The 14,986-nt window shown below is 68.0% G+C and carries 12 protein-coding genes; 2 read left to right on the top strand and 10 right to left on the bottom strand.

Translation table 11 applies throughout. The features are described from left to right. Positions 1-12: 12 nt before the first annotated feature. The 5 genes from I847_RS0108935 to I847_RS0108915 all read right to left on the bottom strand — a co-directional run bounded on the left by I847_RS0108935 (position 13) and on the right by I847_RS0108915 (position 4,780). On the bottom strand, positions 13-1,038 hold the full coding sequence (locus I847_RS0108935) for a VOC family protein (protein WP_028049423.1): 1,026 nt from the start codon (positions 1,036-1,038) through the stop codon (positions 13-15). 145 nt (positions 1,039-1,183) lie between these two features. Further along, the gene (locus I847_RS0108930) at positions 1,184-1,822 is read right to left on the bottom strand and encodes a 3-oxoacid CoA-transferase subunit B (RefSeq protein ID WP_028049422.1); all 639 of its coding nucleotides are present in this window, start codon (positions 1,820-1,822) and stop codon (positions 1,184-1,186) included. Next, on the bottom strand, positions 1,806-2,585 hold the full coding sequence (locus tag I847_RS0108925; RefSeq protein ID WP_028049421.1) for a CoA transferase subunit A: 780 nt from the start codon (positions 2,583-2,585) through the stop codon (positions 1,806-1,808). Before I847_RS0108925 ends, I847_RS0108930 begins: the two co-directional genes overlap by 17 nt. After that, complete coding sequence (locus I847_RS22765) at positions 2,585-3,535, bottom strand: fumarylacetoacetate hydrolase family protein (RefSeq protein WP_034609582.1); 951 nt, start codon at positions 3,533-3,535, stop codon at positions 2,585-2,587. The genes I847_RS0108925 and I847_RS22765 overlap by 1 nt, the downstream gene beginning before the upstream one ends. A gap of 3 nt (positions 3,536-3,538) precedes the next feature. Beyond that, positions 3,539-4,780: an FAD-dependent oxidoreductase gene (locus I847_RS0108915; RefSeq protein ID WP_028049420.1), complete on the bottom strand. Its 1,242-nt coding sequence runs from the start codon at positions 4,778-4,780 to the stop codon at positions 3,539-3,541. Between the two features lie 76 nt (positions 4,781-4,856). Here I847_RS0108915 and I847_RS22760 point away from each other — a divergent pair, with 76 nt between their 5' ends. Next, on the top strand, positions 4,857-5,639 hold the full coding sequence (locus tag I847_RS22760; RefSeq protein ID WP_081680673.1) for an IclR family transcriptional regulator: 783 nt from the start codon (positions 4,857-4,859) through the stop codon (positions 5,637-5,639). 14 nt (positions 5,640-5,653) lie between these two features. Here the strand turns inward: I847_RS22760 and I847_RS0108905 are convergent, their stop codons facing one another. The 5 genes from I847_RS0108905 to I847_RS0108885 form a co-directional block, all read right to left on the bottom strand. Next, entirely contained in the window at positions 5,654-7,879 is a 2,226-nt protein-coding gene (locus tag I847_RS0108905; RefSeq protein WP_051274640.1) for a glycoside hydrolase family 3 C-terminal domain-containing protein, read from the bottom strand. Further along, positions 7,876-10,533, bottom strand: a complete 2,658-nt coding sequence (locus I847_RS22755) for a glycoside hydrolase family 78 protein (RefSeq protein WP_081680672.1) — start codon at positions 10,531-10,533, stop codon at positions 7,876-7,878. Before I847_RS22755 ends, I847_RS0108905 begins: the two co-directional genes overlap by 4 nt. Then, complete coding sequence (locus I847_RS0108895) at positions 10,530-11,438, bottom strand: carbohydrate ABC transporter permease (protein WP_028049418.1); 909 nt, start codon at positions 11,436-11,438, stop codon at positions 10,530-10,532. Before I847_RS0108895 ends, I847_RS22755 begins: the two co-directional genes overlap by 4 nt. Before the next feature lie 3 nt (positions 11,439-11,441). Next, complete coding sequence (locus I847_RS0108890) at positions 11,442-12,326, bottom strand: carbohydrate ABC transporter permease (RefSeq protein ID WP_028049417.1); 885 nt, start codon at positions 12,324-12,326, stop codon at positions 11,442-11,444. A 75-nt stretch (positions 12,327-12,401) separates the two neighbouring features. Then, positions 12,402-13,724: an ABC transporter substrate-binding protein gene (locus I847_RS0108885; protein WP_034609580.1), complete on the bottom strand. Its 1,323-nt coding sequence runs from the start codon at positions 13,722-13,724 to the stop codon at positions 12,402-12,404. A gap of 205 nt (positions 13,725-13,929) precedes the next feature. On the opposite strand from I847_RS0108885, the gene I847_RS0108880 reads away from it, so the two are divergent. After that, positions 13,930-14,985: a LacI family DNA-binding transcriptional regulator gene (locus tag I847_RS0108880; RefSeq protein WP_231384146.1), complete on the top strand. Its 1,056-nt coding sequence runs from the start codon at positions 13,930-13,932 to the stop codon at positions 14,983-14,985. The last annotated feature ends 1 nt before the right edge of the window (position 14,986 follow it).

The raw sequence follows: 14,986 nt of genomic DNA, 5'->3' as shown, positions 1-14,986 counted from the left end.
TGGCGAGTCGCATCAGCCTCGGCCCTGCACCGCGTAGGGATTGAGCAGTGCGTCCTCGGTGCCCGGCAGGACGCCTTCCTCGGTCGCCGTCGGGTGCCCGGGGTCGTGCGGGAAGGACTCGGTCATCGACATCGGCATGGCGGAGTTGCGGTAGATGCTGTTCGAGCCTGCGGCCGGCGTCCAGTCGTTCGGGGTCCAGTCCGGCACGTAGTTGCGGTATCCGCCGGAGTTCAGCTCGACCCGCAACCGAGACGGCTCCCGGAAGTAGAGGAACGTCTGCTCACCGATGCCGTGGATAGACGGGCCGTACTCGATCTCGACGCCGTTCTCCATCAGCACGTCGGCCGTACGGACCAGCTCGGTGTCGGAGTCGGTCCAGAAGGCGATGTGGTTGACGCGGCCCGGGATGCTCGACGAGTCCAGGACGACGCCGAGGTCGTGCGACTTCTCGTTCGTCGTGAGGACCCCGAAGACCGTGACCGGAATGTGGTCGAGGACCGTGTACGCCATGATCCGGAAGTCCAGGACCTCGTTGTACCAGGCGCAGAAGCCCCGCACGTCCGATGCCGCGACCGTCACGTGGTCGAGGAAGCGTGGCGCGGCCGCGTGGCTGGACCGCCTCTCGGGCCGATCGGGGAAGATCGACGCGTTCTCCTCGGTCGCGTGATACTTCTCGATCTCCCAGAACAGCTCCATCGTGTGCCCGTAGGGCCCGGTGAACTGGTACGACCGACCATGCCCCTGGCGACCGTCGCTCCACCGCCCCGTCACACCGGCCGCCTCGATGCGGCGCGCCGCCTCGTCCAACGCCTCAGGGCTCGACGTCCGCCACGCCATGTTCTTCACCGACGGCTGGTCCCCGGGCGAGACGACCAGGCTGTAGGCGTAGTGGTCCCCCCAGCACCGCAGGTAGACCGACCCGTCGGCGTCCCGGTCGACGATGCGCAGGCCGAACCCGTTGACGTAGAACGCCACCGACGCATCGACGTCCGGGGAGGTGACCTCGAGGTGGGCGAGGTGCGAGAGGAGCTGGAACACGGCAGATCCCTTTCTTGGACCGCCCTGGTCTTCCAAGGGGCTGGTCCCAGTGCTGTGGTCGCACCGCAGTGTGCGACGAGATGACGATGCCCTCCGAAGTGGTGGGTCGTGAAGACGAGATCAGCGATGCCCGGCATCGCCGCTGCTAATGCCGGGCGTCCCGCACCGGCGCGTCGGTGGCGTCGACGACATCGGCCCACGACGTCCCGGCGGCGACCTCGGCGACGGCGAAGTGATCTCCGGCGACGTCCAGGACGGCGAGGTCGGTGATGACCCGGTGGACGACGGATCGCCCGGTCAGCGGGAGGGTGCACGCGCGAAGCAGCTTCGGTCTGCCGTCGCGCGTCAGGTGCTCCATCACGACGATGACGCGACGTGCCCCGTGAACGAGGTCCATCGCGCCGCCCATGCCTTTGACCAGCTTTCCCGGGACCATCCAGTTGGCGAGGTCTCCCGCAGGGCTGACCTGCATGGCGCCGAGCACCGCGACGTCGACGTGGCCGCCACGGATCATCCCGAAGCTTGTAGCAGAGTCGAAGAATGCCGCGCCAGCGCGGACCGTGACCGTCTCCTTCCCCGCGTTGATGAGGTCAGGGTCGATCGCCGACCGCTCCGGGTACGGGCCGACGCCGAGGATGCCGTTCTCCGACTGCAGGACCACGTCGGCGCCCGGTGGCAGATGGTCGGGGATCAGCGTGGGCAGTCCGATGCCCAGGTTGACGTACTGGCCGTCCTGCAGCTCGGCGGCGGCGCGCGCCGCGAGCTCCTCACGCGTGAGCGCCATGGTCCACCCCCCGCCGGATGGTGATCCGCTCGATGCCCTTGGCCCTCACCTGGTGCGCGTCCAGGGCCACGACCTGCTGCACGTAGATGCCTGGGAGGTGGATCTCGTCGGGGTCGAGCTCACCGACGTCCACGATCTCCTCCGCCTCCAGGATCGTGACGCGGCCCGCCTGCGCCGCGAGCGGGTTGAAGTTCCGCGCGGCTGCATGGAAGACGGCGTTCCCGTGACGATCTGCACGTGCGGCTCGGACCAGCGCCACGTCCGTCGTGATCGCCTCCTCGAGAACCATCTCTCGGCCGGCGAACACGCGGACCTCCTTCACGGGTGACGCCGTGGTGACCGAACCGTCCGCGCCGTACCGCCACGGGAGTCCACCCTCGGCGATCTGGGTGCCGACGCCGGTGGGCGTGTAGAAGGCGCCGATGCCCGCCCCGCCGGCGCGCAGTCGCTCGGCCAAGGTGCCTTGTGGGGTCAGCTCGACCTCCAGCTCGCCAGCGAGGTACTGGCGGGCGAACTCCTTGTTCTCGCCGACGTACGACGCCGTGATGCGGGCGATGCGGCCCGCTTCGAGCAGCAGGCCCAGACCGGCACCGTCGACGCCGCAGTTGTTCGAGACGATGCGCAGGTCGGACGCACCGTGCTCGAGCAACGCGTCGATGAGCACGCTGGGGATCCCGCACAGACCGAACCCGCCGACCGCGACGCTTGCTCCGTGCGCGACGGTGCCGATGGCGTGCATCGGATCTGCGACGACCTTGTCCATCACGTCAGGTCGCCGAAGTACCACAGCCCCGCCATGTGCATGGCCCAGTGGGCGCGCCCCGGCGCCGGGCCCGGGGCGGTCGCGTCCACGTCGCCGCGCCGTTCACCGGCAGGGCCGGGCCGGTCGGCGTAGGCGATGCTGTCGCGTCCTGTCACGCCCACCTCGAGCCGGCCGAGCCCAGAGATCTCCAGCACGACCGAGCCACCGTCCGTCAACGAGCCCACGCCCGCCGGCGTGCCCGTGGCGATGATGTCACCGGGCTCGAGCGTCATGACGTGGCTGGCGTAGCTGATGAGCGTCGGGACGTCGAAGATCAGCTCGTCTGTGCCGACGGACTGCCTGAGCTCGCCGTCGACCCAGCAACGCAGCGTGAGTCCTGCGGGGTCGGGCACCTCGTCACGGGTCGTGATGTACGGCCCGACCGGCGAGAACGTGTCGAAGGACTTGCGCGTCGAACGGTCCTCGCCGGAGCGGACGGTGATGTCGAGGATCGGGACGTAGCCGAAGACGTGCTCCAGCGCGTCGGTTCGAGAGACGTGACGCGCGCGGCGTCCGATGACGACACCTAGCTCGCCCTCCTGGTCCGTGCGCTGGTCGGAGTACGGCAGGCAGATGTCCTGGCCGGGTCCGATGATGGACGACGGTGCCTTGAGAAACACCCCGTAGTCGGCGATCGACTTCTGCTCCTGCATCTCGATCTGGTGGTCGCGATAGTTCACCGGCGCCCCGACGATCTTCGACGGCCGCGCCACCGGTGCCAGGAGTACCGCGTCCGCGTCACGGACGAAGGGAGCGCCCACGACGTCCAACCGCTCGAGGTCCGTGCCACGTTCGATCACTGCGCGCACGGGGTCACCGTGTCCTTCGAGCTGTAGCTGGTCCGTCACGTCCCACCAGCCGCCCTCACCACGGACGGCGATCCGGTCTCCGGTCAATCGTGCGATGCGCATGTCTCACCTCTCGCTGGTTGCCGCGTCGAGACGCGCGAGCTCTTGGTCGGTCGTGGTGTCGCTCCGCTTGTCCGGGGCGAGATAGAGCCAGTCGAGCTCGTCGAAGAACTCGTCGTTGCGGCCTTTCAGGTACGCGTCGCGCAGGGTGGCCCCGATCCCGTCGACGTGGCAGATCTCACCGAACGCTCGGGCCGAGGTCTGCACCTGCGACGTCCGTGGCGCGCGCAGTTCGGCGACATCGCGCAGCACGCTGCGCCAGGAGTCGTCGTGCCACGGCTGCGACGCAGCGACGAGGTCACCGAGGACGGCTGCGTCCTCGAGGGCCTGGCACGCGCCCTGCGCGAGGTACTGGAACATGGGATGTGCCGCGTCTCCGAGCAGGAGGACGCGGCCGTCCACCCACTGGGTCGTCGGGACGCGGTCCGCCAGCGTCCAGCATCGATCGGTGCCGACGAACTCGAGACCGGCCAGCACGTCCGGGTGGGCCATGTCGAAGGCCTCTGCCAGTTCCCGCGGGTCACCTCGCAGGATGCGATCGGACGTCGGTCGGCGCGTCTGGAAGACGGCGACCTGGTTGAGCAGCTCCCCACCGCGCAGCGGGTAGCGCACGATGTGGCAGCCAGGTCCGACCCAGCACACGACATCCTCCAGACCGTGTGCGCCGGGAACCTGGTCGATGGGCACCGTCCCCCGGTAGGCGACGAATCCTGACGGCTGCGTCTGGTCGCCGACGAGGCGTGCGCGATGACCTGAGTTCAGCCCGTCCGCGGCGATGACTGCGGCGGACGGGAACCGTCGCCCGTCGTCGGCGACGCCGAGCACGCTGCTCTCGGAGTGGATCACCTTGTCGACACGCGTTCCGGACAGCAGCTCGACACCCGCGGAGCGCGCGGCGTCCAGCAGGACGGTGTGCAGGTCGGTGCGGTGCGTGACGAGGTACGGCGCGCCGTACCGCCGGAGAAACCTTCCCCCCAGGTCTTGTCGGCCGAGCACCGAATCGGTGGCGACGTCACGCATCACGAGCGCCTTGGGGGCCACGGCGTTGAGCCGGACCCGACCGAGAAGCCCCCAGGCGTCGAGCAGTCGCGTCGCGTTCGGCCCGAGCTGCAGGCCGGCGCCGACCTCGGCGAACTCCGGCGCCTGCTCGACGACCGTCACGTCGGCGCCCGCTCGGGCGAGCGCGAGGCTGGAAGCCAGGCCGGCGATCCCGCCCCCGACGACGAGAACGCGTCGTGTGATGTGCATCTGAGTTGTCCGTTCGTCGTTGAACCGGTGGCCAAGCATTCGAGCCGGTGCCCGTCCCATGCAATAGGTTTCTGCTGTGCAGAACACCCGGCTACAAGAGACGCCTGCGTACGTGATCGAGTCCGTCGACAAGGCGCTGCGCCTCCTGCAGACGCTGCGCGACGAGGGTCCGGTCCGGCTCACCGATGCGGCGGAGCGCATCGACGTCTCGCGCTCGACGGCGCATCGGCTCCTGGCCATGCTCGTCTACCGGGGATTCGCTGTTCAGCAGCCCGACAAGTCGTACGCACCGGGGCCGGGGATCTTGTCGGGGTCCGGGCAGGCCGAGCTCGTGACGCAGTTGCGATCGACATGTCGGCCACACCTGGAGCTCCTCGCGCGGCGGTGCGGCGAGTCAGTGAACCTGATGGTCCGGACCGGGCCGGTCGTTCGGTTCGTCCAGACGGTCGAAGGCAGTGCCACCCTGCGTACCGCCGACCGGCAGGGTTCCGTGATGTCGAGCCTGGAGGCGTCGGGGGGGCTGGCCCTCGTCGCCGAGCTGCCCGCTCCTGAGCTCGACGCACTCCGGGAGACCGCGCCACGAGCGTGGTGGCCCACCGTGGAGCGGGAGATCACCCGCGCGCAGAGGCACGGCTACGCATTGAACCTCGCGTACACCGAGCCTCAGGTCACCGCCATCGGGCTCGCGCTGCACGACGGCTACGGTTCCGGAGTCGCCGCGTTCAGCATCTCCATGCCGCAGAGCCGCTTCAGCACGCGGCGCCGCGACGAGCTCGCCCTCCTGGCGCGAGCCACGAGGCACGACATCGAGACGGACATCGCACGAGGACGCGAAGGCCGTCTCGTGGTCGCCGACTGACGTGGTCGATCAGGTCAGTGACCCTGGCGCTGCGCTTCCCGTACCGCCTGAGCCAGCAGCTCCGGGCTCAGCGCTGTCGACGGATCGTCGAAGAGGCGTTCGATCGGCAGGTCGCCGATCATCGTGAGGATCACGGGGTTGCAGAGGAAGCCCGAGGTCCCGCCGGACGGGTCGGCGTCCTGGGCGGCGTCGATGAGTGCCGGGCCGAAGCTCAGGTCGGTCAGCCATTCCCGGAGGGTCGAACGACGCGTCAGGACTAGGGCCGGACCCGTCGACGTCCGGTCGATGCGGACCTCGACCCGGATGTCCCTCGACGACGCGCCCACCTCGATCGCGTAGGTACCGGGATCGACCACCCAGCCGTCTCGTCGCTCGTCCCAACGCGCGAAGGAACGGGCTCCGATCGTCGTCCGGACGCGCGCCGTCGCGCCCGGCTCGAGCTCGACCTTCCCGAACGCCGCGAGGGTCCGTACCGGTCGGTCGTCATCGCCTCCATCCGGCCGGAGGTAGACCTGCCATACGTCGGCGCCGGCGAGGTTGCCGACGTTCCGCACCGTGAGCTCGACGAGCACGTCGCCCAGCCCTTTGTCGTCTGCGACCACGGCGATGTCCTCGTAGGCGAAGCTGGTGTAGCTGAGACCGTGACCGAACGGAAAGGCGACCTCGCGCCCAGCATGGTCGTAGCCGCGATACCCGACGAAGATCCCCTCTCCGTGGAACACCCGTCCGCCGTGGCCCGGGAATGAGGCGAACGCCGGCGTGTCCGCGAGCCGAAGGGGGATCGTCTCGGTGAGGCGGCCGGACGGATTCACCGCGCCGGTGAGCACCTGCGCGATCGCCGTACCACCGCCCTGACCTGGCAGCCACGCCTCCACGAGCGCGCCGACGTCGCGCGACCATGGAGACGTCAGGACGATGCCGCCGTTGTCCAGGACGGCGACGGTCCGCGTGCCGGTCGCCGCGATCCGCGTGAGCAAGCCGACCTGCTCTGCGGGAAGCTCGAGCGTGTCGCGGTCGTAGCCCTCGGACTCCGACCCCTCGTCGGGGCCGAGGAAGACGATCGTGACCTCCGCGTCCCGAGCGATGCGCACGGCTTCGTCGGCGAGCGCCTGCACCTGGTCCGGATCCGACGAGTACCCAGGCGCGAAGTCCACCGTGCGATCGAGCGTTGCGCGCAGGGCAGCGAGTGGGCTGTCGATCCGCGTGGCAGAGGCGTTCGCGCTTCCACCGCCCTGGATCTGCGGGGTGCGAGCCAGCTCTCCGATCACGGCGACCCGGCCCCCCGTGGTGCTCAGGGGGAGCACGCCGTCGTTCTTCAGCAGGACGATCGACGCAGCCGCGGCGGCTACGGCGAGTAGATGGTGCTCCTCGAGGTTCGCTGTCGCGGCGGCTCCACCGCCCCACTTGACCGCCAGGCGGCGGAGGCGGTCAGCCGAGTCGACGACCACGGACGCGTCCAGGTCGCCGTTCTCCACCGCGGCGACGATCCGTCGGCGCGAGGCGTCAGCGGGCCCGGGCATCTCGAGGTCGAGGCCCGCGCGGAGTGCCTCCAGCCGGTCGTCCACCGCTCCCCAGTCGGAGACGACGGCCCCGCCGAAGCCCCACTCGTCGCGCAGGATCTCAGTCAGCAGACGCCGATCCTGCGTGACGTACGTGCCGTTGACCCGGTTGTACGAGGCCATCACCATCGCCGGACGCGCGCTCGTGACGACGTGCTCGAACGCCGCAAGATAGATCTCGCGCAGCGCCCGCTCGCTCAGCTCGGCGCTGACGCGCATGCGGTCGGTCTCCTGGCTGTTGACCGCAAAGTGCTTCACACACGCACCAACCCCCGCGGACTGGACACCGGCGACGAATCCTGCGCCGATGCGACCAGCGAGGAAAGGGTCCTCCGAGTAGTACTCGAACCCTCGCCCACCGAGGGGCGACCGCTTGATGTTGATGCTGGGTCCCAGCAGGATGTCGGCACCGGCGACCCGCGCCTCTCGACCGATGGCAGCCGCGACCCGGTGCACGAGGTCGACGTCCCACGAGGCGGCGAGCGCGACGGGAGCCGGGAAACACGTCGCCGGCACCTTGCCGGACCAGTCGGGCAGGTTCATCGCGAGCCCGTTCGGCCCGTCGCTCAGAGTCAGCGCCGGCACACCGCTCTCGTCCGTCCGTGTGTGCGACATGTCAGCACCGCTGAGCAGCGCGGCGTGCCGCATCAGCTCGCCATCCGGCGACGTCAGCCCGGTCATGCGGTGACCCCTTCCTCGGACATCTCAAGGCGGTCCTCGGGGCTGTGGATGTTCCACAGTCGAGGCATCGTGGGATCGTCGGCAGCGGCGCGGTACGGCACCTGGAACGTGTGTGAGCCGCCCCCCACACGGACTGTCCTGTCATCACCGGGCAGCTCGACCTCGGCCTCGACCCCGAAAGGCACGTCGACCTCGACCACGACCGTGGCGCCGTCCCTGCGCCAGCCGGTCCGGATCATCCCGTAGGGCGAGAGGTGCGCGGCAGACGCGTGCGTCAGACCTCCGCCTGGACGGGGCGCGATCCTGACGCGCTCGTACCCAGGAGCAGCCGGCGCAAGTCCCGCGACGATGCGATGGAGGAAGTCGACGACGGCGCCTAGCGCATAGTGGTTGAACGACGTCATCTCACCCGGATTGACGCTGCCGTCCGGAAGCATGCTGTCCCACCGCTCCCATACCGTCGTCGCCCCCATGGTCACGGGGAACAACCACGACGGGCACCTCGTCTGCAGGAGCAGGTGGTACGCCGTGTCGACGGAGCCCGTCGCGACGAGTGCGTCGCAGACGAGCGGAGTGCCGATGAATCCTGTCCGGATGAGGTGATCACCGTCGCGGACCAGCTCAGCGAGTCGTCTGCCGGCCACGCCGCGGTGGGCGTCCGTCGGCAGGAGATCGAAGCAGATCGCGAGCGAGAGGGCTGTGACGGTGTCGCTGACGACCCGACCTGACGACGTCACGTACTCAGCCTGGAAGGCGTGGCGCGCCCGGTCGGCCACGGCGCCGTACTTCTGTGCCAGAGCCGGCCGGCCGAGGGCTTCACACGCACGTGCCGTGATGCTCGCGGTGTGGGCGTGGTAGGCAGTAGCGACGAGGTAGGGATCAGTGGCCGAGTCACCTGGCCGCTCGGGCGGAGCCTGTGGGTCGAGCCAGTCCCCCAGCTGGAACCCGTCAGCCCACAGACCTGTGCGGCCCGTGAGCTCGTCGACCTGGTCGACCCACGCGGTCATGCTCGGCAGCTGCTCGTCGAGCACGGCGAGGTCGCCGGTGCGCTCGTAGATCGTCCACGGCACCAGCACGGCGGCATCACCCCATCCGGCAGCCGGGTCGGCCGGGAACCCGCACTCGAGCCACGGGTGGAAGTTGCGAACCGAGCCGAACTCCTGCTGCTCGGCCGCGAGATCGCGCAGCCAGCTGCGAAGCACGCCGGTGCTCTCGTAGAGAAACGTCGCCGCAGGTGCGAACGCTTGTATGTCGCCGGTCCAGCCCAGGCGCTCGTCGCGCTGAGGGCAGTCGGTCGGGAGGTCGACGAAGTTGTCCCTCATGCTCCACACGACGTTCTCGTGGAACTGGTCGAGGAGCGCACTCGAGCTGCTGAACCAACCGGCCCGGCGCATGTCCGAGTGGATGACCCGCGCCACCACATCGACCTCCTGCCCGTCGGGCCACCCGTCGATCTCCACGTATCGAAAGCCGTGCAGGGTGAAGCGCGGTTCCCACGTCTCGGGCCCGTCGCCGGAGAACGTGTAACGGTCGATCGAGCTCGCGGTGCGAAGCGGACGCACGCACAGCTCGTCGTTCTCGATCACCTCTGCGTGGCGCACCGTCAGCTGGTGCCCGCGCGTTGCAGTAGCCCGCAGCGAGACACGACCGGAGATGTTCTGACCGAAGTCCAGGCGGACACGGCGGTGGAGGCGTCTCTCGACTGCCACCGGAGCGAGATCCTCCACCACTCGCACCGGGGGGCCTGCCGGTCCCTCGATGGTGGCCGAGAACGCGTCCCGTGCGAGGTTGGTCGTCGGAACCCAGGAGCTGTCATCGAAGCCGACCTGGTTCCAGCCCAGTGGATGACGCCGCGCGTCGTAGCTCTCCCCCTCGTACAAGCCGGTCGCCGTGATCGCCGACTCGCTCGTCCGCCAGTCCAGCGGAACGCGCTCGAGGCTTCCGTCCCCGTGCAGGAGCTCGAGCTGGACCATCACGGCGACATCGTCGCCGTACACGTCCCAGAGCCCGCCGTTGAAACCGAGCCGGCCGCGATACCAGCCGTCTGCCAGCCAGATGCCCAGGACGTTGCTTCCAGCGTCGAGCAGGTCGTCCAGCTCGAACGTCTGCGCTCGGAGTCGGTGGCGGAAGCTGGTCCAGCCAGGCTGAAGCACGGCGTCCTCAGCGGGCGCACCATTCACCTCGAGGTCGTACACGCCGTGCGCCGCGACATACAGCCGCGCGCGGCGGACCGTCGCGGGGACGTCGAACTGAGCGCGCAGCAGGTGCGCCGGCCGCGGTCCGGACCGAGGTGCCGAAGGGGACGGGGAGACGAAGTCGACCGCCCAGTCGGCGGCATCAAGTCCGCGTTCGACGTGCGTCGGCTCCGACCACGAGCTGTGCGCGTCGTCCCCGAACAGGGCGCGCACACGAACCGTTGCGCGCTCCCGCGACTGCAGAGGGGCCGCGGGCCAGCGGACGAGCACTGAGTCCGGGCCCTCGATCCGCATGACCCTGGTCGCGTCGGAGTCGCGGGCGATCTCGAGCTCGTAGGCGATCGCACCGGGGCCCCGTCGCGCACCCCGCAGGATCCAGCTCAGGCGGGGCTCCGCCTCGGAGATGCCGATCGCTCGCTCGAGGTGCTCGACGCGCACGGCGGCGACCGTGGCGGTCACCCCTTCACCGAGCCGGCGCTCAGGCCCGTCATCATGCGCTGGTTGAGGAACAGGTAGATCAGCAGGGTGCCGAAGACGTTCAAGCAGATCGCGGCCATCGTCGGGCCGTACTCGACCTGGCCGAACTGGCCCTGGAAGCTCAGCAGCCCGACCTGGATGGTGCGCAGGTCTTCGCGGTTGGTGAAGGTCAGTGCGATCAGCAGGTCGTTCCAGATGAAGAAGAACTGGACGAGCGCGACTGTGAACACGGCGTTGCGGACGAGCGGCACGCCCACGGTGAAGAACGAGCGGAGCATGCTTGCACCGTCGAGAGTCGCGGCTTCGAACACCTCGCGAGGCACGGCACGGAAGTAGGTCGCCATCATGAAGACTGTGAGCGGCAGGCCGATCGCCGTGTAGGTGATGACCAGCGGCCACAACGAGCCGGTCAGGCCGAGCTTGAAGTAGATGGTGAAGAGGGGGAGCAGGATCATCTGGCCCGGAACCATGATTCCGGCGAGGAAGATCAGCAGCACTGTCCCGCGGCCCTTCCAGACCATCACCTCCAGCGCGAAACCGGCCGCGACCCCGAGCGCGATCGTCAGGAACAGCGCCGGGACCACCGCGAGGATGCTGTTCTTGGCGTACGTGCCAAGGTTTCCTTCGGTGATGGCACGCGTGTAGTTGTCGAAGTTGAGCCAGTTCTCCGGGAGAGCGAACGCCGGGTTGTTCAGGAACTCGGACTGCGTCTTCAGGGAGCCCAGGACAAGCCAGACGAGCGGGAAGACGACGACGACGATCAGGATGGCCGAGATGATCCCGACTCCGACAGATCGGATCCGTCGCTTCCTCGGGACGCGAAGTCGGGGTTCGGTGCCCGCCGGGACGAAGGGCTGGGACGTCACTGGTGCAGGAGCGAGGGTCATGGCTCAGGCCTTCGTCAGATCTCGGCGTGCCGAGCGGAAGATGAACAGGGTGACGGACAGGCACACGACCGTCAGCAGGAACGCGATCGAGCTGCCATAGCCGTACTTCCCGTAGGAAAAGGACGTCTGGAACATGTACATGGTCAGCGGCGTCGTGCTGCTGCCCGGACCACCGTTGGTCAGGGCGAGCACGGAGTCGAAGATCTTCAGCGTGCCGTTGATGCTGAAGATGATCGCTGAGAGCAGCACCGGCCAGGACAGCGGGATCACGATGTGCCGTACGAGCCTGATGCCGGTTGCGCCGTCGAGCCGCGCCGCCTCGAGCGTCTCCTCGGGGACATCGACCAGTCCGGCGTAGAGCAGGATCGCGTAGAACCCCATCGACCTCCACGACTCCATGAGGATCAGCACCCAGAACGCTGAGGTGCTCGAGCCGAACCAGTCCACGCTCTGTATTCCCAGCAGGTTCAGCAGCGAGTTGACCGGACCGACTCTGGGGGCCGACTCGAACAGCTGCCTGAAGAGAAGCCCGACCGCAACAGTCGGCAAGACGATGGGAAAGAATGCCAATGTCCGTACGAGGTTGGAGGCCCTCCGCAGGACGAATACATAGAGCAGTGCCAGCGCATAGCCCAGCGTCACCTGGACGATCGTGAGAACGATCGCGAACCGGACGGTGAAAGAGAGGGCCTCTCGTACGCTGCCGTCCGTGAAGAGCATCTGCAGGTTGTGCAGACCCACGAATTCGAAGCCTGTGATGGCGTTGCCTTCGAAGAACGTGTAGCCGAACGACCAGATCACTGGGACGAGAATGACCAGCGTGTAGATCGTCAGCGCCGGTGCCAGGAGCAGCGTGATCGTGCGGCGGTCGCCAAGGACTTGCTTCATCGGGGGATCTCACACTTCTTGTTGCGGTGGTTGCCGCCGGGCGCGCCCCAGCACTGGAGCGCGCCCGGCGCTAGCTCACTCTTGGTCCAGGTCTGCCTGGATCTTGCTCATGAAGTCCTCGGGGCTGATTCCGCCCGTCACCAGCGACGCGGCATTCGTCTGGCTCGTCGTGGAGGCCTTCGGCGGGAAGAGCGCCTCGAACCACAGGACGGTCTTGGTCGTCTCGTTGATCTTGTCCTGGACCGTCTGGGTCAGCGGGGGCACGTCGCCGACGTCACCGTCGACCTTGAAGCCCGTGATGACGCCCTGGTCCTTGAGCGACTGCGTCCCGAAGTTCTTCGCGATGCACTGGAGCCACTGCTTGGCGCCGTCGTCGTAGCGGAACTTCGACATCGCGAGCGGCACACCGACGTTGGCCGCAAGCTCGTCGGCCGATCCCTTGCCGCCGGTGACAGCGGGGAACGGCATGAAGCCGATGTTCTCGTTCCCGATCTGGTTCGCGGTCGGGTCGTTGAAGTTGCCGAGGACCCAGCTGCCCATGTAGAACATGCCCGCCTTGCCGGAGAGGAACTGGTTGACCGCGGTCGTGTAGTCGATCGAGCCGACCGCCTCGCCGAAGTAGCCCTTCGCGCCGAGTGCGGCGACCTTGCTCGCTGCCTCGACGTAGGCGGTGTCCGTCAGCTTCGCCTTGCCGTCGGCGACATCGGACAGAGCATCCGCGCCCAGGCTGCGGTAGATGTAGTTGCCGACGAGACGCGTGATCGGCCATCCGTCCGTGCCGTCCGCGGAGAACGGCTGGACGCCGGCGCTGTAGAGCTTGTCTGCTGCTGCGACGAGGTCGTCCCAGGTGCCCGGGACCTCGATGCCGTTGTCGGCGAAGAGCTTCTTGTTGTACCAGATGCCCTCGACGTTGAACTCGGTCGGAAGGACGTAGACCTTGCCGTCGTAGAGGGACTCGACCGTCGACTTCGCGGCCGGGATGATCGCGTCGTCCAGTCCCGCCGCCTTCAGCTCCGCGCCGACATCGACGAGAACGCCCGACGACTCGATGTCCTTCGCGACCTGCGGCGAGTTGCCGCTCGCGAACAGTGACGTCAGGTCGGTCTGACCCGCCCTGAGCTGGAGGGCCTGGTCGAAGCTTGCCTGTGGCTGGTTGTCCACCTTGAGCTTCGCGACGGCGTTCGCATCGCTGCATTCACCCGTCGACAGTGCGGTCAGCGTGTCCTTGATGGACGTGTTCTCCGAGAACGACAGGTAGCTGAAGTCCTTGCTCGGACCGCCCGTCTCCGACGGCGAGTCACCGCCCGACCCGGAGCACGCCGAGAGCAGGAACGCTCCGGCCGTGACGAGCCCCAGAACTGACGTGACCTGGGTCCGCTTTCGCGTACGCGTCAACATCACACTTCCTCCTTGAAATGTTTTGGTCGGCGCATTGAAGCGCTTCAGGGCGTGACAGTAACGTCGCGGACGGCATGGATCAAGCGGCGAATCCGCGGTAGAAGTACTTCAAATAGTGGACATAGGGCGCACCTATGGATAAGCGGTTGGAGCGCTTCAAAGATGCGATATCGTTACGCGACCGAGACCAATCAAGGGAGATCTGGTGCAACGCAACATTCGTCCGGGCCCAACGGAGTCCCGCGCGGGCATCTCAGACGTTGCGTCACTGGCGGGCGTCTCACAGGGCACGGTCTCGAACGTCCTGAACCATCCGGACCGTGTGACGGAGGAGACGCGGGGTCGAGTCGTCCGTGCGATGCAGATGCTCAGCTACGTGCCCAACGGGCTCGCACGGTCGCTCGCAGCTGGTACGAGCACGACTCTCGGGCTCGTCGTGACCGATCTCAGCAACTCGCTCTTCATCGACATCGCTCGAGGAGCCGAAGGAGCGGCGGACCTCACCGGCGTCAGCGTGATGCTCGCCAACAGCGACGGCCGGCTCGACCGCGAAGAGCGATATCTGTCGCTGTTCGCCGAGTCCCGGTTCGCGGGGATCCTCATGACCCTCAACGACGAGCACCACTTCGCCGCCATCACCGCGACGGCGACCGGTCGCACCCCGCTCGTCCTGCTCAACTTCGACGCGCCCGTGTCACGGTTCTGCAGCGCCTCGGTCGACAACGAGCTCGGCGGTTACCTTGCGGCGCAGCACCTGCTCGAGCTCGGGCGGCGCCGGCTGGTCTTCGTCGGCGGACCGCACGAGCTCAAGCCCGTCGACGATCGCGGACGTGGCTTCCGACGCGCCCTGCGCGAGCGCGGGCTGACGGGCGCGCGTGAGCTGATGCCCAAGCGGATCAACCGTGCCGACGGGTGGGAGATCGGCCTGGCCCTCGCTGCCTCGATCTCGAGCGGAGAGGTCGACGGCATCTTCGCCTCCTCGGACCTGCTCGCTGCCGGAATCGTCCAGGCGCTCGCAGGCGTGCCGGGCATTTCCATTCCCGAGGACGTCGCCATCGTCGGGTTCGACAACAACCAGGCGGCATGGGACAGCCCGATCCCGATCACGACCGTGAGCCAGCCGGGCGAGGGGGTGGGGCGCACGGGCGCCGAGCTGGTGCAGGCCGAGGCCAAGGAACTCACCAGCGACCATCAGCACCGCTCGGTCGTCCTTGCGCCTGAACTCGTGATCCGACGGTCGACCGCTCTCCAGTCGTCCTGAT

Origin of the sequence: Cellulomonas sp. URHD0024, from assembly GCF_000426185.1 — a bacterium.
GTDB lineage: Bacteria > Actinomycetota > Actinomycetes > Actinomycetales > Cellulomonadaceae > Cellulomonas.
The sequence above is the reverse complement of the archived record's forward strand: the minus strand, read 5'-3'. Positions and strand labels throughout refer to the sequence as shown.

What these genes read in the sequence shown, in the direction of transcription:
- I847_RS0108930 (WP_028049422.1), bottom strand. Translation starts at nt 1,822, where the DNA reads ATGGCGCTCACGCGTGAGGAGCTCGCGGCGCGCGCCGCCGCCGAGCTG.
- I847_RS0108925 (WP_028049421.1), bottom strand. Translation starts at nt 2,585, where the DNA reads ATGGACAAGGTCGTCGCAGATCCGATGCACGCCATCGGCACCGTCGCG.
- I847_RS22765 (WP_034609582.1), bottom strand. Translation starts at nt 3,535, where the DNA reads ATGCGCATCGCACGATTGACCGGAGACCGGATCGCCGTCCGTGGTGAG.
- I847_RS0108915 (WP_028049420.1), bottom strand. Translation starts at nt 4,780, where the DNA reads ATGCACATCACACGACGCGTTCTCGTCGTCGGGGGCGGGATCGCCGGC.
- I847_RS0108905 (WP_051274640.1), bottom strand. Translation starts at nt 7,879, where the DNA reads ATGACCGGGCTGACGTCGCCGGATGGCGAGCTGATGCGGCACGCCGCG.
- I847_RS0108895 (WP_028049418.1), bottom strand. Translation starts at nt 11,438, where the DNA reads ATGACCCTCGCTCCTGCACCAGTGACGTCCCAGCCCTTCGTCCCGGCG.
- I847_RS0108890 (WP_028049417.1), bottom strand. Translation starts at nt 12,326, where the DNA reads ATGAAGCAAGTCCTTGGCGACCGCCGCACGATCACGCTGCTCCTGGCA.
- I847_RS0108885 (WP_034609580.1), bottom strand. Translation starts at nt 13,724, where the DNA reads ATGTTGACGCGTACGCGAAAGCGGACCCAGGTCACGTCAGTTCTGGGG.